Here is a 19,054-nt window from a genome sequence, read left to right as displayed (position 1 = left end):
TGCTAAACCTGTTAATAGAAGCATATGAGGATTGGAGCGCTTCTTTTAAGCCAAACAATTGATACCACTAATCGAGATTCGATGTGAGCCATTTGTTTTCGCTTTAAATGTTGCCTTAGCGTTCAACAAAACCTTGTTAGCAGGTTAATTCAAAGAAACGCGATCGCCTTTTCCCTCAGATTCAAAAAATGAAGGGAAATAAATTTAGTCAACCTATAACCATTTAAAAGTAAAGATTTATGACAGAATCATTGCGTGCATCCAGTCCCAGCCCAACAGTAACTCGTGGCGTACCGATGGCACCACCCCCACCGCCAACAGCAAGTACACAACGCCAAGCAACACAAACTCTAGATATGGCTGCGAGTCGGGGCATGAACTCAACTGTACCAGCTTCAGCCTCTACTTCCACACCAGCCCATCGTCCGGGTACACCACCACCAATGCCTAGTGCTGCTGTTCCCAAGAGCAATCCCTCAGGATTGACAATGGCACATCTGATTAAGGAAGCTTTTGATAAAGGATTTTCAGATATTCATTTAGGCGTGGGAGAAGTGCCGCGCTTCCGTAACCGGGGGGAAATTGAATCAACCCAATACCCGGAAGTCACCAAAGAATTGTTTATGTCTTGGTTGCGGGAAATTATGAGCGATGAAGAAATTCGCCGCTTTGAAGAACATCTCGAATTTGACGGTGCAACACAATACGATTTTGCCCGGGTACGGATTAACGTATTTGATTCACTGCGCGGTTATGCAATGGTGCTGCGGTTGATTCCTTTAAAAATCTTAACTATCGACGAATTACGTCTTCCCCCCGTTTTTCGCGACGTTTGCCATTACCATAAAGGTTTGATTTTAGTCACAGGTCCAACGGGTTCGGGTAAATCGACCACAATGGCAGCGATGGTTGATTATATGAACAAAGAAATGCCACGTCACATTATTACCATTGAAGACCCGGTAGAATTTGTTCACCAAAGTAAAAAATCGCTAATTAAACAGCGCGAAGTGGGAATGCACACCCGCAAGTTTGATAATGCCCTCAAAGCGGCACTCCGGGAAGACCCTGACGTGATTCTGGTGGGTGAAATGCGGGACAAAGAAACCGTAAACACAGCCCTCAAGGCAGCACAAACAGGTCACATGGTGATGGGAACCCTGCACACCAACAGCGCCGTCAAAACAATTGAACGGATTTTAAACCTATATTCTGCTGAAGAGCAGGATGCAATGCGGGTTGCTGTATCGGAATCATTAGTGGCTGTCATTGCTCAAGGACTATGCCGCACAACCGATGGCAAACGAGCAGCATTCCACGATATTCTCATTAACACCGAAGCAGTGAAAGAATGGATTAAAGATGGTAAATATGACGAAATTACCGAATTAATGAAGCAAGCTAGTTTTGATGGCATGATTACCATGAACCAGGCTTTACTTAGCCTCTATCAAGAAGGTCGTATTACCGAAGAGACTGCTTTGGAAATGTCACCAACACCTAACGAAATGGCGCAATTCCTCAGAGGTCGAGTTTAAAAGAATTAGAGTGCGGAGTTAGGGGTAAAGCTGTTCCATATTTAGTTTGCATCCTCAGACAGGCAGAAATGCCTATCCACATGCTATTTAAATTTGTTTTAGCTGAGAAATTAATTGTTAGAAGTTAAGAGCTAGGAATCGCTAGCCTCAAGCTATGCTTAGATAAACAACGTTAAATATCTTAACTTTTAACCCACTACTCCTAATTCCTAACTTCAAACTAACTTGACACAAGAATTGCTACCGCAGTTATTCAAAGGTATTGCCCTATTTACCCCTGGAGGAGATTTGGTTTACTGCATCGATCCCAGTAAACGGGGTCGATGGCATTTGCATTTGTGTACAACATTGCAAGAAATCTTAGATTTGCCAGAACCGCCACATTTTTTAGTACCTTGCTACACGGCGACTATTGACCATTGGCTAGACCCTCGCACCAGACAAATTAAAACTTTTGCAGAAGCACACCCAACTGTATTACGATATCAAGCTTTATTAAATGCAATTTTTGATACTAATAATTTGGTGTGGCAAGCTGCGCCTTGGAAAGAGGGAATCTGCGATCGCATGGTTCTCTCAACTTACCGTTCCACATTTCCACAGCTTTGGGAAGACCATGACTTAATCGTTCGTACTGATCTTAGCGAATTAGAAGGTAGCCCATTATCTCAAGTAATTCCCGATAAAAAAGAGCAACAAAATACACCAGCCTACGTACTACGTTTATTTGTGGCTGGACATAGTCCCAATACCCAACGTATATTACAAATTCTCCACGAACTCCTAGAAAAATACCTGAGTCATCCCTATACCCTCAAAGTAATTGATGTCTTAAGCCATCCCGAACTAGCTGAAGCGAATCAAATTTCGGCAACACCAACCTTAGTGAAAGTTTATCCCCATCCAGTGCGGCGCGTCATTGGGGATTTGGATAATATCGACAGGATTTTGCACATGTTAGGAGCCAAGGAACAGTTCAAGTAAGAACTAATACCCATGAAAACTAAGGTCATTAGTCTCAAGCCCTAAGCCCAAAGCCTAAAGTCGAAATATTTCAACTTTGAACTCTTGACCCTTGACTAACGACTAATGACCAATTAAATAGATATTAGGTAGGTACTACTTGCGTCTCTATCTAACGCCAGCTATTTGACGGTAAGGAACGTCTTTTTCAATGTCAACATTGAAAGGTGAAAGTCGTTGGGGATTGTTACCAATAGGACCAAGACTTTGCGCCAGTGCCAAGAAGTTTGCAGGATCGCCTGCTTTGGGTTTCTTGTCCTGAGGAATATAACGACGAACTTCGGTTTGCCAGATGATTTGGGGGAAGCCCAGTTTCGCGCGGGTGTAGCCTTCGTAACGCGGAGACTTGATGTTGAAAGGTAATTCACCTTCACTGCGTCCAGGAAGATTGCGACGACGTTGGAAAGGAACTGTGGAATAGCCAAAGCTGCTCAAATATTCTTCGCTATCAAGCAATTGGTCAACAAATCCACGAATACCTTTAGTTGCAACTACGATAGACCAAGCAATCTTTTCGCGTTCGTTGTAGACATCACGTCCCAGGACACGCTGTACGCACTGTTCAACAAAACGATAATTGTTGTTCAGGTCGTAGAAGCTTTTCTTAAAAGTGTTTGAAAGTAATAATCCCCGAATAAAATCGCGCACGGTGATTTGCCCGTTGCGAAGTTGAGATTCGAGGAATGTTTCGCGATCGGACGCAAACGCATGGAAGAAAATCTGACGATAAGCAGCCTCAATCAGATTACCCATATCAGCCGAAGACAACAAGTTGTCAGTCGAGAAAACTCTAGGCTGGTCGTCATTTCCTACATCGTAGCCAGAAACACGCTGGTTCTGACTTTTCGGTGCGTACTCTAGTAGAGGTAATGCCACTATTGAACCCCCGTGAGGTTAATTAAAATTAATTTAAGTGTGAAGCATTTATCATCATATCCTTAACTGGGTATGACGTTTTCATCATCACTAAGCTCAAACTCCATCACTGTCCTTGCGGCAGTTTTTAAGGAATTATGCTTATTTTATTAAGAAATATCTTAAATGAGTTGGTGAAGCTTCACTCAACTATTCTGATAAAAATTAACGAAACTTTACTACTAGGTGAGGAGTAAATTAAGTTCAGTAGAGGTGGTGGTAAGGAGAAGGAATCTCTATGATGTTATGTCTGCTTTCCCCATGTAGGCTGTGCTGAGGGGGGAAGTAAAGAGTGCTGAGTTCAGAATTGTTATTGTCACCTTACCTTTACCCTTCTCCCCTTCCCCTTTCCCCTAAGCAGCCGGATTTAATCCATAGCTGATTAGTAAAGTGATTGTGGCAATGCCTACAAATAATAACAAGACTCCGACTGCGGGTGTCAGGTCAGTTTCCCGCAAGAATGTGAGTAAATTAAATGGCTTCACTGTGTCGTAAAAACGGTAAATAGAGCCTGGCGGTAGTTGGTCGCGATAATAGGAATCATAACGTGCCATCCGTGCAAATGGTAACTCACCGCGATCGCGTTGGGGTAAAATTCGCCTTCTTTGAAAAGGAACAGTGCTATAACCAAAGTTGCTCATGTACTCTTCACTAGCGAGCAAATCATCAATAAAACCTTTTAAGCCTTTTGTTGCTAATACAGTTGACCATGCCAACTTTTCCCGTTCATTATAAACTTCGCGTCCAAGAATTCGCTGTAGGCACATTTGGACAAATCTGTAGTTATTATTGGTATCGTAATTTCTGGTGCGGAATATATCCGAAGTTGCTAGTCCACGGATGAAATCACGTACAGTAATTTGACCCGCTTTCAGTTGGGACTCTAAGGTTTTTTGACGTGAAGAAACAGTCATTTGTTGTTCGTTAAATATTTGCCGATATGCTGCTGCAATTAATACATCCATATCAGCAGATGAAAGCAAATTATCAGTTGTAAAAATTCTTGGTTGTTCGTCACCAGGGACTTCATAAGCTGCAACACGCTGGTTTTGCGAACTGGGCGAATATGTTAGTAGAGGAATAGCCATATTAAAGATTCTCCGCGCACTAAAATTTAGAACCGAGGGGAAAAATCTTGGTTTATAAGTATTCATGAGTTAGCATTCCGAAATCAAAATCAATTGGGAATTCTCATTGACGGTTGACATGGGAGAATACCAATTGACAAATAATTACTAATCGCTAACTTCTGAATCATGATTCTTCCTTATTCAGTTAACAGCTATAAATCAATGATTAACTGTTAACCGCTAACAGCCGGATAAAAATTTAGTGTTGGGAATGAAGTTTTGCTGATTTGTTCTGGGTGATTATTCGGTGGGTAAAAATTAGTGATTGCAAAAATTAAATTTTGAGCCGATACGAGTAAATTACAACTAAGCTTCCCCCATCCAAAACGCTAAGGGATTAGTAGTAGATTGACAATAGGGCCAACTTCGCAAACTTGATTCCATTGTTGTCGCTTCCCAAGTTGGCGGTTCTAAACCAAGCCCCAAACACAAATGACAAAGAATATTAGCAAACTGATAATTGTGCCCAGATAAACCTAAGTGTGCATGGGCATACTCGTGGGCAACTATCCCTAGCCAATCGGTAGGTGCAACTCGACCTACATCGATAAGTATAGTGGTGGGATTAATTAAAATATTACAAAACCCATCAATCCCCAGTGAATGGGCGAGAGGTACGGCAAAAATCCTGATATTACGTCGTTCTTGGGGATGGAAGCATTCATGACAAACTTGTAAATAAGTATTTAGTTGGGCATTGACAGTATAAATATTTTGACCAATCCAGTTACAAATGGAAATACGATATTCTTGGAGAGTGAATTCGCGATCGCTCATTTTCAATGTCGTACTCAATGTTGTACTCAATGTCGTAAATGTAGGCTCTAGCACATCCACCATCTCCGGCTGCAACGCTAAACGCTGCACCATTTTTAGGTACTCTACACCGCGAGTATACGCATCATTGAGCATTGGTCAATAGAAAAAAAATAAGCAAAGGAAATATAATAAGGGAAGAAAGAAGTTTTTGTCTGATTTCTGCATCTCCTCTTCCCACCCTTATTTTGAAGATTTACCAACCTAAAACTGAAGCTAATTGAGGTGTCGCACTTACAGTTTCTACAGAGACACCTTCAATTTCAGCATCAATACGACTTTCAACACAATAGGAAGCAGTGCTAAAACCGCCAAATCGCTTTACTGTACTGGTTCGCATCCGCATATTTGTACCGGAAAACCAAAATCGCTCAATCGAACTCATGGTTTCGTAATCGGTAGTTAAAACTAGTCCATCTTCTTCATCTAGATGAAAGCGCCCAACTACAGGCATAATTTCCGCATAGCCGCGTTCACGCAATAACTTACCTTGACGAGCATTGTCAGCATCAGGAACAATTGCGAATACTGTTTTACCCTCGTGGTTTTCCTCCCCCTCTCTATCCCAAGCCATCGTCCCTAACCACCGCACCCGCGAACCACCAATCGATAAAGTTGGATCGATATTGTGCATTTGGCACAATTCAATGATTTCTGGATCGTCCGCAGCTAGTGTTTCTACTAAAATTTCTGATTCTCCAGTCTCGGAGCGCTTGAAGGCAAGGTGATGTGTTACCCGCGAAGACTTCCATCTGCCAGCACTTTGCTGAAAAAATTCCATTGCATTCATCTAAGTTTTTAGCTCCTAACTCTTAGTCTACAAGAACGCTATTGTTAACTTTTTTATTTTTGTAACTGTAATACTTAAGATTACAACTATCCGTAATTGCGTTTCAAGCTTTTAATTCCTTCAGATCCATCTCAGATAAATTGTAAATTTTTGTAGCCATGAACTCTCATAGCTTGACAAAGTAGACAATATACTAATCTATCTGTTAAACTAGTAGAAATTGCAAAACCACTAGTAATAGCAGTCAGCATATATTTGCTGAATACGAGTTGGTGCAAGCAATTCAGTCACCAATAGGAGTTAATAAATGAACTTCCCCACTGAATTGACGTTAGAGCAGCAGTTCCGTTTGCAAACTTTAAAAGAACAAATTCAAAGCTTGAGCCAAGAAGAAGCCCAAACATTCTTGTTAGAAGTAATGCGCCAGATGATGGTAAAAGATAACTTGTTCAAGCATCTGTTGAAGCAAGTTTGAGACTATTTACTGAGAAGACGGACTAGACACACACTAGATACACAAATATAGATTAATTTGTTAGGATTTGATTCGACTGGAAATGGGTTAGAAACAAGGTACTTCTCTGGAGGAGTAAAGAACCCCAGAAAAGAGAAATTAACGAAAGCTAAATAAATACGCAACCCTGGGTGAAAATGCTTGAAATTTACTCAGGGTTACGTTTTTCCTGGGGAAATAGCCCAAATATTCGTCAAGATGATTTGTTAGCAGGATTTTCTCAACAATTATCTACGAATTGAGGGAGCATCCCAAATGTGTAAATTAGCTTTTTGGAGTGATGACTCTCTAGCCCGCTTCCTGGAGATTAGGGAGCTTTCCGGCTCCCCGAATTGATGACTTTAAAATACAGGAATTTCCATCACAAACTCAGTACCTTTACCAAAGATAGAATGACAACTCAACTTGCCATTGTGAGTTTGTTCGACTATTTGTCTGGCTATAGCTAAACCTAAACCTGTACCTTTACCGACAGCTTTTGTTGTAAATAAATGGTCAAATATTTTTTGTTTAACTTCTTCACTCATCCCTTTGCCATTATCCAGAATCACAATTTTTACTAGAGAATTTTCGGCTGAAGTGGTTATGGTAATGCGGTTAGGTTTGGCTTGAATGTCTGCAAAAGTTCGTCCGGCATTCGACTCTTCTAATGCATCGATCGCATTCGCCAAAATATTCATAAATACCTGATTTAATTGTCCAGGGAAACATTCAACTTGGGGTAAATTATCGTAATTAGTTATTACCTCAATCGCTGGACGTTGCTCATTAGCTTTAAGTCGATGTTTGAGAATTAAGATGGTGCTGTCAATGCCTTCATGGATATTAAATGGGACTTTATAATCTTGATCAGCACGGGAGAAAGTTCTTAAGCTGGTGCTGATATTTTTTAATCTGTCGCACGCCATGACCATTGCATTCATCATCTTCGGCAAGTCTTCTAAGCTATAATCTAAGTCAATTTCTTCAGCATGGTCTTGAATTTCTTCGCCGGGATTTGGGAGAGTTTGTTGATACAATTTGATGTGTTCACTCAAATCAGCGATCGTTGGTTGAGCTTGTTTGAGAGTAGCAGCAATAAAACCCAAAGGATTATTCATTTCATGGGCTACCCCAGCTACTAAATTACCCAAAGCTGACATTTTTTCACTTTGAACAATTTGTAATTGTGCTTGTTGTAAATCTTGCAATGCTTGTTGGGCTTTTTGGTAGAGCCTAGCATTTTCGAGCGAGATTGCAGCTTGAGCGCAAAGTAGATTCAATAGTTCGATGCGATCGCTTGTAAACGCCCCTGTAACTAAATTATTTTCTAGGTATAACACTCCGAGGAACTTACCTTGATTTAAAACAGGACTGCACAAAACGCTTTTCGGCTGCTGACGGATAATATACAAATCATTAGCTAAAATCGCATCTATTCTAGCATCCGCTAGCACAGCAGTCTGCCTTTCATGTTGAACTTTATAAATCAGCTTTAATGGAATTTCTTCACTTTCTTCAATAGGAATGTTCTGTAACACAACTGGTTCTGTTCCCCCAGTGATGAAACCTTTGATCAGCAGTTGATGATCTTGAATATCCTGTTGAAAATCATCTCGAAATAGCATTAACACACATTTATCAGCCCCTGCATTTTCGATCGCAATATGCAACAACGATGCAAGTAGTTTTTGAATTTCAATTTCGCTAGACAGGTTTTGTGAGGCTTTGAGAATGGTAGCTAAATCTAGAGAATCGGAGATGCTGCTCGAAGAACTAGTACAGGTGACACTTCCCAAAGTGAACAGAGTTTCGTTAATGGAAAGGGGAGAACGGGTTTGCTTTAATATGGAAGCAAGTAATTGCGGATAGCGTTGTTCCAAGTCAGCGACTTTGGCTTTCGCACCCCAACGTGCATAGGCATAGTAAGCGTTTATCATATATTCCCCAGCGATACTTTTACCCCAGTCAAGGTAAAATTTAGCCGCCAGTTCGTTAGCTAAAGCTTCTTCTTGGATATATTCGTTCGCTTTGGCGAGGGAAATTGCCTTGTCGTAAAACTCGATAGCTTCAGCTTTTTGTCCTAACACTCGATATTTTTCTGCTTCTACCAAATCAACTTTATGTTGATAATTCATTGGCGCATAATGTGCCCAGTGTTTTAACTGAGTTTGGTTCTGCTCTACCCGTTGTAATACTTCTGATACTTCTTGTAATTGCAAGTTCAAAGTTGCTACAGCAATCAAAGAATCATAGAAATAAAATGACGGCTCGTATACTAGTCCCTGAGCCGCAACTAAATAGTTTTTGCACTCAATAGCATGATTTTGCGCTTGTTCAATTTCTCCAAACAAAAAGCAGAGCATGAGTTTATATGAATAGAAAACACACAACTCACTCACATCATTATCAGAAATTAACTGCGGCAGAAGTTCCGTCTCTTGTACAGCTTCCCCAGATAAAATACAAGGATGTTCACCAAAACTGAGTAAATTGAGTGCAGACTGCCAAGAAAGCCGACAGTGATTAGCTAGTCCCACTTGATTGAGTTGCATCAAGCCATTGTAGTAAGCACGAGCATCCTGCTCCAAGGTGACAAGCGGTTGATTACTCCACAAAGCAGCGTTACAAAAAGTACGGGCATGATATCCTGCAAAGGTTGTGCTGCCAACTTCTAAAGCAATCATATAACTTTCTTGCAACAGTGGGAGGATATCTTTGATGTGAGATTTGCGGTGCAGGATAAAACCTCCTAACACTAAAAGCACTTCTGGTTTAATAGCTTTAGCGTCAAATTTTGAGATTATTTGTAGTGATAATTGGGCAAATTCTGTAGCTGCATCTACATCTTTTAAAAGATTGCAGAGAATGAATCCATAGTTAGCATAAGCAAATGCAGAAATGATTGTATTTCCATGTTGAATGGATAATTTAACTGACAACGCAATCAGTAATGGACACAAAATAGAACCGGAGTTGTAAGCTGGGGGGATGAGAGCATTGGCAATCTGGATAATTGCCAACACTTGCCGATCTGTCATGACAGGCAAATCAAATAAATCGGCAATTTTTCTATCTTCTATTAGTTCATTAATCTCTTGAATTGATTGTTGAATATCTACTGGTGTGGGTGATTTGGCAAAAATAACCCCAAACTGATGCAGGAGTCTCTGTCCAATATCCAAAGCTTCGACTGGTTTATTTTGAAAGACATAAGATTGAATTTTAATGCAGTAGACATTGACTTTTTCTAGCAAAGAATGCGCTTGCTCAATCACACTATCAATTAATCGCTCCATCAATTTAAATTCGCAGCACAAAGAAGCAATTTCTGCCGCTAATTCATGGAACAACAAGCTCATTTCATATTGCCGTTGCCAAGCTTGTTCTTCTAACAACGATAATCCGATTGCGGCATATTCTCCTGCGGCTTGATAGGCGGTAGAATTTTTAGCTTTGCGACAAGCAATTAAATTCAGTTCTGCTAATTCATCTCGTTGATTTTGCTGGGTAATTAAAGCAGTCCCATAATTTAATTGATTAACTATTTCAAAAATTTTCTCTTCTCTAAGGTCTGGAGAAATTTGTTGCAGCAGCAGTTGTCCGATTTTGTAGTGAGTAGTTTGTTTTTGATCGTTAGGAATCAGGGAATAGGCAGCTTGTTGTACCCTGTCATGTAAAAATTTATATTTAGCTGATTGTTTATGATTATTTGATAATGCTAATTGCTGATAATCATCGCCTTGATAAAACTTATAAACATCGCTAATTGGTAAAATCAATCCCTCTTGCAATGCTTCCCATAAATTCGTCGCAGTCTCAACCTCTGATTGTTCTAAAACAATAGCCAAAGTTGCTAAATCAAACTGATTACCAATACAAGCTGCTAACTGCAATATATATTGAGTTTCTGGCAGTAATTTTCGCAATTGAACAACCATAAAACTTACAACATCATCTGTAAGCGCTTGAGTTTTTAGTTGGGCGATATCACATTGCCAACAGCCTAATACTAGATCAAAGTGAATGATATTCTCTTGATATAATGCTTTAAGAAACTGGGTGGCAAAAAATGGATTACCCTGAGTTTTCTGAGAGATTAATACAGAAAGATTCCGTGCGATTTCTTCTGAACATTTGAGTGTGTCAGCAACTAATTTATTTACTTGTACTTGACTAAGTGGTGCTAAAGTAATTGTGTTAATTGTTGCTTGTGTCTTTTGGATTTCACTCAATGTCAATAATAATGGATGTCCAGGATTGACGAGGCACTGCGTTGGACAGGTTTCCTGGCTTGGAGCAAGTGCCGTTTCATTATCACGATATGCACCAATAATGAAAAGATACCCGGTATCAGCCATTAATAGCTGCATTAACTTCAGCGATGCTGAATCCGCCCATTGCAAATCATCTAAAAATATTACTAAGGGATGTTCAGGTGTCGTAAAAACTTGGGTGAATTTTTGAAATAATAAATTAAATCTATTTTGTGCTGCTGTTCCTGATAATTCTACTGCTGCTGGTTGTTCGCCAATAATATTTTCTAATTCGGGAATAACTTCAATAATTACTTGTCCATTTTCACCAACAGCCTCTAATATTTTATTTGTCCATTGCTGAATTTCCACATCACTTTCAGTCAATAATTGCCCCATTAAATTACGAAATGCTTGGACAAATGCAGAGAAGGGGATGTTGCGGTTAAATTGGTCAAATTTGCCTTTGATAAAATATCCTCGTTGTCTGACAATTGGTTTATGTACTTCGTTGACAACTGCTGTTTTACCAATCCCTGAAAACCCAGCAACAAGCATCATTTCCGTCGCACCCTGACTGACTCTCTCAAATGCTTCTAGGAGGGTTGATACTTCGGCTTCTCTGCCATAAAGTTTATCAGGAATTATGAAGCGATCGCACAAATCTCTCTGGGCTATTTCAAAGCCTTTAATCGTACCAGTTTCTTTTAGCTGATGTAAACAATTCTCTAAATCAAATTTCAATCCTAATGCACTTTGGTACCTATCTTCAGCATTTTTCGCCATCAGTTTACTGACTATTTCTGAGATAACTGAGGGGATATCTGGATTAATTTCATTTATTAATGGGGGAATTTTAGCAATATGAGAATGTACCAATTCCATTGCATCATTAGACTGAAATGGTAGCTCATCTGTGAGTAATTCATAGAATGTCACACCCAAGGAATAAAAATCTGTGCGATAATCAATTCCTCGATTCATTCTCCCTGTCTGTTCTGGAGATATATAAGCTAGTGTTCCTTCTAAAACATTGGGGTTAACTAGGGTTTGGGTTTCTCTGGGTAATAATGATGCAATACTAAAGTCGATTAATTTAACTTGTTTAGTTTCAGGGTTAATTAAGATATTGCTGGGTTTAATATCTTTATGGATAATGCGATTTTGATAGAGTATATCTAAAGTATTGCAGAGAGCGATCGCAAATTGTAAAAACTCACCAATCGACGGGACACAATTCTTAACAAAATAATCCTTGAGAGAAATTCCTCCAAAGTCTTCCATAACTAAAACATAGCCATTTTGGAACGGTTCTAGGCTATAGGTTTGAATGATTCCGGGATAGTGGAGATTTTTAGCAATGGTATACTGATTGCGAAATTGTACGAGTTCGTTAAAGCTGGGATAAGAGTTTTTCAGCAGTTTGATAACTACAGGTAAATTGTCATTTTCTCGAAATGCTCGATAAACTGATGTTCTCGATCCGTTGTAGATCTCTTCGCTAACACTATATCCGGGAATATTTACAAGAGTAGCAAGCATACCTCTAAATCCTCAAAATTTCTAGGTCTAGTATTCCCGGATGATGGGGTATAAGTATCAATGGAACAAAAAACCGGGATTAGAAAATTGAGTCCAAAAACTAAAATGGTAAAAACAAAAAATTAACAAGCCAAAACTCTCCAAGAATGTCATCATAATTGAAGTACAAATATACGGGAGATAGAACTACGGTTTACGCACGTCCCCTTGCTCGATTAATCGAACAGTTGCAACGCTTACCAGGTGTGGGTCCTAAAACTGCCCAACGTTTAGCCTTGCACATACTCAAACGCCCCGAAGCCGAAATTGAAGCATTGGCGCAAGCACTTGTGGAAGCTAAAAAACAAGTCGGCTTGTGTCAAGTATGCTTTCACCTTTCTGCGGAACCTGTTTGTGAAATTTGCCGCAACAGTAATCGTGATAATGGTACTTTTTGTGTTGTCGCCGATTCTCGTGATGTGATTGCGTTAGAAAAAACTCGCGAATTTAAAGGAAAATACCACGTGTTGGGAGGAGTTATTTCCCCAATTGATGGCATTGGTCCCGAACAATTGACTATCCAAGCTCTAGTCAGACGAGTCAGTAAAGACCAGCCAAAAGAAGTGATTTTGGCTATCAGTCCCAGTGTCGAAGGAGAAACAACAACTTTATATATCGGTCAGCTTCTCAAACCATTTACGAAAGTGACCCGAATTGCCTTTGGTTTACCTGTTGGTGGCGATTTGGAATATGCGGATGAAGTGACTTTAGCACGTGCTTTAGAAGGTCGTCGAGAATTGGATTAGATCGATATGTTTCAGCATTGTGTCTTGGAGTTATGGTTAATTTGTTTGGTTTGATATCAAGTCTGTTTAAAGACTTTTTGTTTGGTTTAACGGGAAGACAAATTAATCAATTATGATTTATTTTTGATGATCCTGACTTGATATGATATCAATTTTTCAATTCTGTAATTATTCGCATAATATTCATTTCAATTTCTCCTAAAGCTTGATTGGCAGCAGTTTTATCTATATCGTGAACTAACCAATACTCTACATTCTCTACCCATTGTGGAAATCTTTCTAGCATCAATGAATGATGCTCTGATTTATCGATCGCAATTATTTTGGTAAATTTTTGAAAATCTTCTAGTAATGTAGCTTGGGGATATCTTTCTTGATTGGTTAATATTATTCCATGTGCTGCTAGCGCTGATTTTGCATAATGAGAAATAGCCCCTATATTTTTGCTACCACGTTCTAAGGCTAATCCACGGGAATCAGCTCGCCAATTTAGTTCTTGTTTACGTGCTAAGTGATTGAAGAAGTGTTCGGCAAAGCGACTACGGTAGTAGTTACCTGTGCAAAGAAAAAGGATAGTTTGCATTGGAGAGTTTGATGATGAACTTACAGATAAACACTGTTGAATGTATCACTTTTTTGTGTTGTTACTTAAATTTGCCTCTTGACTCCTTGTTATTACCCAAACCACTTAAGACAAAGCATTTTTACTTCTAGATACATATAATAATTTTGGGAGTTAGGCAACTGTACAAATATTGAAATTTTCACTATTGGAAGTTGCTAAATATTCTAGATGTCTTCACATTGAAAATAACTAATATTTATAATTTTTATTCTGAAAAAAGTTATCACAAAAGAAGTAGAATATTTTTAGTAGAATGTTGAAAAATCGCTATGATACTAACTTTTTTAGGAACATTAAATTTACTTAATTCTCCAGATACAAGTTTTGATGACTCATTAGTCAATAAAGGTATCAGTGGTAATTACAAATATGAACTTTGGAACACAACAGATACTACTGGCTACTATCTAAAAGTTTGGAAGTATCAAAAAGATTCTCATAGCACAGCCCCACGTGTAATTGGTAGTTTTAATTCAACTCAAGCAGCTTTTGAATATTTGAAGCATCATTACGCTTAGGAATGAAAGCTTCATCAGCTACAACTTTAGATTTGATTTAAAATGGTGTGTTACCCTCCGCTAACAGCACCCTACTTTTGTTCTTCATTTAATCCACATTCCTTAAGGTATTTTTCCCTATTTTTATCTTCAAGATAAATAAACTTTTTTTTGCAACTGGGTTATTTTTATTACAAGTTGTGAGAAACTGCAAACGTAATATTTTTATTTGTAGAGAACTCGTTGCTAGAAAAGATGTAACTTTGATATTGAGGTATCGAAAGCAACCCATGGGTTTTTCTGGATGTAGAAGCTAGAACAATTCTTCTTAGTAAATCTTTATTTAAATAGCAAGAAAAATATACAAAGACTGCGAGTAGCGAAAAATGCTTGATTATCCGCGATTTCATAGAGAATTTTAGTTGCATAAGGGCTAGACTAGCAATCTCATACTAGTTGAGGGATGTTTATTTTTGTCAAAAATTTAGTAAACTAAAATACAATTCATCACTTCACTTTCTGAATTCTTTCGGGGGGATTAATGAGCCGTCCAATCATACTTGGTATTGTTGGTGATAGTGCTGCGGGCAAAACCACTCTGACAAAGGGTATTGCTCAGGTACTCGGAGTAGAAAATGTGACAGTGATTTGTACGGACGATTATCATAGGTACGATCGCACTTCACGGGCAGAATTAGGTATTACAGCATTACATCCAGACTGCAACTATCTTGATATTATGCAGCAGCATCTATCACAACTGCGGATGGGACAGCCAATTTTAAAACCGATTTACAGCCATAAAACAGGAACTTTTGAAGCTCCAGAGTATATTAAACCCAGTAAATTTGTAATTATTGAGGGATTGTTAGGTTATTCGACTCGCGGGGCAAGGGATTGTTACGATATCAAGGTGTATTTGGCACCTCCCGAACAATTACGGGCAAAGTGGAAAGTAAAACGTGATACCCAAAAACGGGGTTATAGTGAAGAGCAAGTTTTACAAGAGTTAGAGAAGCGCGAACCGGATTCGGAGGCGTATATTCGTCCTCAAAGGAAATGGTCTGATATTGTTGTCAGTTTTTATCCTCCCAGTTCGGAACTAGAAGAAGCAAACGGGAATCTAAACGTGCGTTTGGTGTTGCGTCCGACAATTCCCCACCCTGATTTTACTGAGATTTTAGCATCGGGAAATGGAAATTTGAGTTCGGCAATTCGCTTAGAATTGGATCGAGATATGGGTAAACCTGTCGATGTTTTGGAAGTGGATGGTCATGCGACATTAGAACAAGTGAACAAGTTAGAACAAATTATTTGTTCGGATATGCCCCATCTCAAGAGTATATGCGATCGCGAGGCAAATCCTGAACTTGGTAAAATCTCTGGAACTACTGGCGAAACTTTGCAAAGCTACCCGCTAGCACTAACCCAACTATTGATTACTTACCATATCCTCAAAGCGACTCAGATTCATCTTTAAGTAGCAACATATCAGCATAAATACAGATGGGAACAAATCATATATTTGCAGGGTTTGAAGTAAACATCAATAGTTACTTCATTTCCACACCATCTGAACTATTCTCAATCTGAGAATGCCGAGAGCCAATTTGTCCTCAATCGCAAAAACCTGCTTCCATAATTTTTGTTGCTCGACATAGCAGAAAGGGACACGAGATTCCTGTGCCCCCATACCGATAATTTATTCAACTTGCACAACCCAAAAATTCTTCTTCACATAATACAATACGGTGCAAAGGAAGACGTTTGATAACTCCTTGTTCTTCCAATTGAGTCAAAGCACGGGAAATAGTCACGCGGGTTGGACCTAGCATATCAGCAATATCCTGATTAGTAATACGTAAATCGATCAATTTGCCGTTTTCAATGGTTTTACCAAATTTTTTCGCCAACCATCCCAATAACTTCATGAGCATCGCATCAATACTTTTCTGACTGCGAATTACCATTAATTCTTCTGTTTGCTCAATATGAGAGGTTAAAGTCTCTATTAACTGATGATTTTGTCCCAAACTAAATGGTGTAACTTCAACTGAACTCAAGCACTCAATGATATATGGTTCTATTGCTGATAAGGCATCTCCGACAACATCACCTGCGCTCCAAACACCCAGAGTCACAACAGTTCCATCTTCAAGATAGGTAATAGTTCTTACTATTCCGCTCTGGATATGCCAAAGATTTTTTTGTCCCGTTGGGATTAAAGCACGACGTGAAAATACCTGTGTTGCAGCTTTAGCAGAGGTTTCAGGGAATTGATAGATAGCAGACATACATTTTAAACCGAATCTTTAACAGGGAATAAGTTAGTTACAAATATATCAAGCAAAGACACCGTAAAAACATTTTTGGAAAATTTATTTGATTAATTTTTCTTTTACGTCTGCTGCTCAAAACCAATAAATAAATATAAAGTGATGTAAACTACAATTCAAACAATTTCATTTTTAACTACTTAGTTAGTAGTAGTAGAGTTAACACTAAAATACCCTACTACTACAGATAAAAGTTGGTGATATGTTGGCGAAGCCCACCGCTCCTCGAATACCATTTCACTAAAATCGTGAAACATATCCAAATTCTGAAACCCTTGTAAAATCAGGATTTCTTAATTGCGAATTGCGAATTGCGAATTGCGAATTGTGAATTGTGAATTGGTAGAAGAGGTTCCCGAAGGGTAGGTATCACCATCTCAACTAATGACTCAAAAGGGTTACGAGCTTATCCCTAGTCAAAATTTAGATGCAAGATTATCACACATTGAGTGTCATTTAAGTCAATTTTTGACAACTTTCTGAATGATTGAATTGTTTAATTTGTTTTTGTTCAATATATACATTGTTGGCTGCTAAGACTCGATTGACAGCACTAGTAATCGCCATTAAAGATGCCGTGACAATATTAGAGTGAACGCCAACGCCATGTAAAGTCTCTGTCCCCAGATTGCTATTAATTTCGACATAAGCCACTGCATCGGCGTTGCTACCAAAATGACGAGAATGTTCTTCATAGTGGTGAATTTGCAAATTTAAATCCCTGGCTAAACCCAATTCGATACTACTTGTGGGAGTAGCTAAAGCCATTACAAAAGCATCAATTGGACCATTTCCTTTACCATGAATCGTCAGATAGCGATCGCTTATTTGTAATTGAGCAGACAACATTTGTGTACCATCTTCTGATAAGTACAATTGATGCGATATATATTTCAAAAATTCTCTTTCTTTTAAGTATTCTTGCTCGAATAATTGCCAAATTTCGCTGGCAGATAATTCTTTGCCACTCGCATCCATAACAGCTTGGACAACTCGACTAAATTCGATTTGTAACCTGCGAGGTAAGGTGAAACCATAGTCACGTTCCAGTAAAAAGGTGATACCCCCTTTGCCAGATTGACTATTTACCCGCACAATTGATTCATAACTACGACCAACATCTGCTGGATCAAGTGGTAAATAGGGTACTTCCCAGAATGTATCGGAGTTTTGAACTGCGAAACCTTTTTTAATTGCGTCTTGGTGCGAACCCGAAAAAGCAGTAAAGACTAAATCACCTACGTAAGGATGACGAGGATGTATTGGTAACTGGGTACAATCTTCAACAATGCGCGCGACTTCATTGATATCGGAGAAATCCAAGCCAGGATGAATCCCTTGGGTGTATAAATTTAATGCTAACGTCACCAAATCAACATTTCCGGTACGTTCTCCATTGCCAAACAAACATCCTTCAACTCTTTCGGCACCAGCCATTTGTGCCAGTTCCGCCGCCGCAACCCCGCAACCCCTATCATTGTGTGTGTGAACAGAAAGAATTATGCTATCTCGACGATTGATGTGGCGATGCATCCATTCTACTTGATCTGCAAATATATTTGGTGTCGAGACTTCCACTGTTGCCGGGAGATTAATAATTGCTTTGTTTGCTGGTGTCGGTTGCCAAATATCCAAAACGCGATCGCAAATCAGTTTAGCAAATTCGAGTTCGGTTGCTGTGAATGTTTCGGGAGAATATTGAAATTGCCAGTTGGTTTCCGGTTGATTTGCTGCCAGTTCTTGAAATAATTTAGCGGTGGCAACTGCTAAATTAATGGTTCCTTCTTGATTTAAATTAAATACAGTACGACGAAATACTGGTGAAGTAGCATTATATAAATGTACAATTGCCTGTTTTGCTCCCCTTAACGCTTCAAAGCTGCGACAAATTAATTCTTCCCGTGCGGGAGTCAAGACTTGAATTTTGACATCATCGGGAATTAATTGCTGCTCTATCAAACATCTGACAAAATCAAAATCGGTTTGGGAAGCAGAAGGAAAACCAACTTCAATTTCTTGGAAACCAATCTTAATTAACAAATTGAACATTCGTAACTTTTGTTCAATATTCATTGGTTCAATCAATGCTTGATTGCCATCACGTAAGTCTGTACTCAACCAAATTGGCGGATGGGAAATTATTTGATTTACCCACGTGCGATTTACTAAGTTAATTGCTGCAAATTGACGATATTTCTTTTCTGGATTTGTCAACACGTTCGTTGTTTCCTAATTTTTTCATGTTGTGTTTTGGTTTGAGGAATTGCGGCAAAATATCGAGAAGATGGGGAATCTTCGCAAAAGTTTG

Annotated in this window: 14 protein-coding genes; 6 read left to right on the top strand and 8 right to left on the bottom strand. The window is 39.0% G+C overall.

Annotated elements, in window-relative coordinates; all coding sequences use genetic code 11:
* Positions 1 to 239 precede the first annotated feature (239 nt).
* Together VB733_RS07180 and VB733_RS07175 are read left to right on the top strand one after the other, a co-directional pair.
* A complete protein-coding gene (locus tag VB733_RS07180; RefSeq protein WP_323339396.1) occupies positions 240 to 1,538 on the top strand; it encodes a type IV pilus twitching motility protein PilT in 1,299 nt (432 codons plus the stop codon).
* Between the two features lie 225 nt (positions 1,539 to 1,763).
* Positions 1,764 to 2,522, top strand: coding sequence for a circadian clock KaiB family protein (locus tag VB733_RS07175; protein WP_323339395.1), 759 nt, complete (start codon positions 1,764 to 1,766; stop codon positions 2,520 to 2,522).
* Positions 2,523 to 2,669: 147 nt separating this feature from the next.
* On the opposite strand, the gene VB733_RS07170 is transcribed toward VB733_RS07175, so the two are convergent.
* The 4 genes from VB733_RS07170 to VB733_RS07155 form a co-directional block, all read right to left on the bottom strand.
* The gene (locus VB733_RS07170) at positions 2,670 to 3,437 is read right to left on the bottom strand and encodes a phycobilisome rod-core linker polypeptide (RefSeq protein ID WP_323339394.1); all 768 of its coding nucleotides are present in this window, start codon (positions 3,435 to 3,437) and stop codon (positions 2,670 to 2,672) included.
* A gap of 392 nt (positions 3,438 to 3,829) precedes the next feature.
* Positions 3,830 to 4,564 carry a phycobilisome rod-core linker polypeptide gene (locus tag VB733_RS07165; protein WP_323339393.1) on the bottom strand — a complete coding sequence of 245 codons (735 nt, stop codon included), beginning with the start codon at positions 4,562 to 4,564 and terminating at the stop codon, positions 3,830 to 3,832.
* A gap of 348 nt (positions 4,565 to 4,912) precedes the next feature.
* The gene (locus tag VB733_RS07160; protein WP_323339392.1) at positions 4,913 to 5,518 is read right to left on the bottom strand and encodes a hypothetical protein; all 606 of its coding nucleotides are present in this window, start codon (positions 5,516 to 5,518) and stop codon (positions 4,913 to 4,915) included.
* A gap of 100 nt (positions 5,519 to 5,618) precedes the next feature.
* Positions 5,619 to 6,212: a phycobiliprotein lyase gene (locus VB733_RS07155; RefSeq protein ID WP_323339391.1), complete on the bottom strand. Its 594-nt coding sequence runs from the start codon at positions 6,210 to 6,212 to the stop codon at positions 5,619 to 5,621.
* Positions 6,213 to 6,519: 307 nt separating this feature from the next.
* Here VB733_RS07155 and VB733_RS07150 point away from each other — a divergent pair, with 307 nt between their 5' ends.
* Complete coding sequence (locus VB733_RS07150) at positions 6,520 to 6,687, top strand: NblA/ycf18 family protein (protein WP_323339390.1); 168 nt, start codon at positions 6,520 to 6,522, stop codon at positions 6,685 to 6,687.
* Positions 6,688 to 7,067: 380 nt separating this feature from the next.
* Here VB733_RS07150 and VB733_RS07145 read toward each other — a convergent pair whose 3' ends face one another.
* Positions 7,068 to 12,503: an AAA family ATPase gene (locus tag VB733_RS07145; RefSeq protein ID WP_323339389.1), complete on the bottom strand. Its 5,436-nt coding sequence runs from the start codon at positions 12,501 to 12,503 to the stop codon at positions 7,068 to 7,070.
* 227 nt (positions 12,504 to 12,730) lie between these two features.
* Between VB733_RS07145 and recR the strand changes: the two genes are divergently transcribed.
* Positions 12,731 to 13,288: a recombination mediator RecR gene (recR, locus tag VB733_RS07140; protein WP_323339440.1), complete on the top strand. Its 558-nt coding sequence runs from the start codon at positions 12,731 to 12,733 to the stop codon at positions 13,286 to 13,288.
* Between the two features lie 148 nt (positions 13,289 to 13,436).
* Here recR and VB733_RS07135 read toward each other — a convergent pair whose 3' ends face one another.
* Positions 13,437 to 13,871, bottom strand: coding sequence for a low molecular weight phosphatase family protein (locus VB733_RS07135; RefSeq protein WP_323339388.1), 435 nt, complete (start codon positions 13,869 to 13,871; stop codon positions 13,437 to 13,439).
* A gap of 311 nt (positions 13,872 to 14,182) precedes the next feature.
* On the opposite strand from VB733_RS07135, the gene VB733_RS07130 reads away from it, so the two are divergent.
* Positions 14,183 to 14,431, top strand: a complete 249-nt coding sequence (locus VB733_RS07130) for a hypothetical protein (RefSeq protein WP_323339387.1) — start codon at positions 14,183 to 14,185, stop codon at positions 14,429 to 14,431.
* Positions 14,432 to 14,951: 520 nt separating this feature from the next.
* Positions 14,952 to 15,890, top strand: a complete 939-nt coding sequence (locus VB733_RS07125; protein WP_323339386.1) for a phosphoribulokinase — start codon at positions 14,952 to 14,954, stop codon at positions 15,888 to 15,890.
* 226 nt (positions 15,891 to 16,116) lie between these two features.
* On the opposite strand, the gene VB733_RS07120 is transcribed toward VB733_RS07125, so the two are convergent.
* Both VB733_RS07120 and leuA read right to left on the bottom strand, forming a co-directional pair.
* On the bottom strand, positions 16,117 to 16,704 hold the full coding sequence (locus VB733_RS07120; protein WP_323339385.1) for a Crp/Fnr family transcriptional regulator: 588 nt from the start codon (positions 16,702 to 16,704) through the stop codon (positions 16,117 to 16,119).
* A gap of 498 nt (positions 16,705 to 17,202) precedes the next feature.
* On the bottom strand, positions 17,203 to 18,963 hold the full coding sequence (gene leuA / locus VB733_RS07115; protein WP_323339384.1) for a 2-isopropylmalate synthase: 1,761 nt from the start codon (positions 18,961 to 18,963) through the stop codon (positions 17,203 to 17,205).
* Between the last annotated feature and the right edge of the window lie 91 nt (positions 18,964 to 19,054).

It is taken from the genome of Calothrix sp. UHCC 0171, from assembly GCF_034931845.1.
GTDB lineage: Bacteria > Cyanobacteriota > Cyanobacteriia > Cyanobacteriales > Nostocaceae > Brunnivagina.
Note: the sequence above shows the minus strand (reverse complement) of the source record. Positions and strands in the feature narration are given on the sequence as shown.

Coding starts and splice junctions, on each gene's coding strand:
- VB733_RS07135 (WP_323339388.1), bottom strand. CDS start 13,871: ATGCAAACTATCCTTTTTCTTTGCACAGGTAACTACTACCGTAGTCGC.
- VB733_RS07120 (WP_323339385.1), bottom strand. CDS start 16,704: ATGTCTGCTATCTATCAATTCCCTGAAACCTCTGCTAAAGCTGCAACA.
- VB733_RS07125 (WP_323339386.1), top strand. CDS start 14,952: ATGAGCCGTCCAATCATACTTGGTATTGTTGGTGATAGTGCTGCGGGC.
- VB733_RS07150 (WP_323339390.1), top strand. CDS start 6,520: ATGAACTTCCCCACTGAATTGACGTTAGAGCAGCAGTTCCGTTTGCAA.
- VB733_RS07145 (WP_323339389.1), bottom strand. CDS start 12,503: ATGCTTGCTACTCTTGTAAATATTCCCGGATATAGTGTTAGCGAAGAG.
- VB733_RS07180 (WP_323339396.1), top strand. CDS start 240: ATGACAGAATCATTGCGTGCATCCAGTCCCAGCCCAACAGTAACTCGT.
- VB733_RS07155 (WP_323339391.1), bottom strand. CDS start 6,212: ATGAATGCAATGGAATTTTTTCAGCAAAGTGCTGGCAGATGGAAGTCT.
- VB733_RS07160 (WP_323339392.1), bottom strand. CDS start 5,518: ATGCTCAATGATGCGTATACTCGCGGTGTAGAGTACCTAAAAATGGTG.
- VB733_RS07165 (WP_323339393.1), bottom strand. CDS start 4,564: ATGGCTATTCCTCTACTAACATATTCGCCCAGTTCGCAAAACCAGCGT.
- VB733_RS07130 (WP_323339387.1), top strand. CDS start 14,183: ATGATACTAACTTTTTTAGGAACATTAAATTTACTTAATTCTCCAGAT.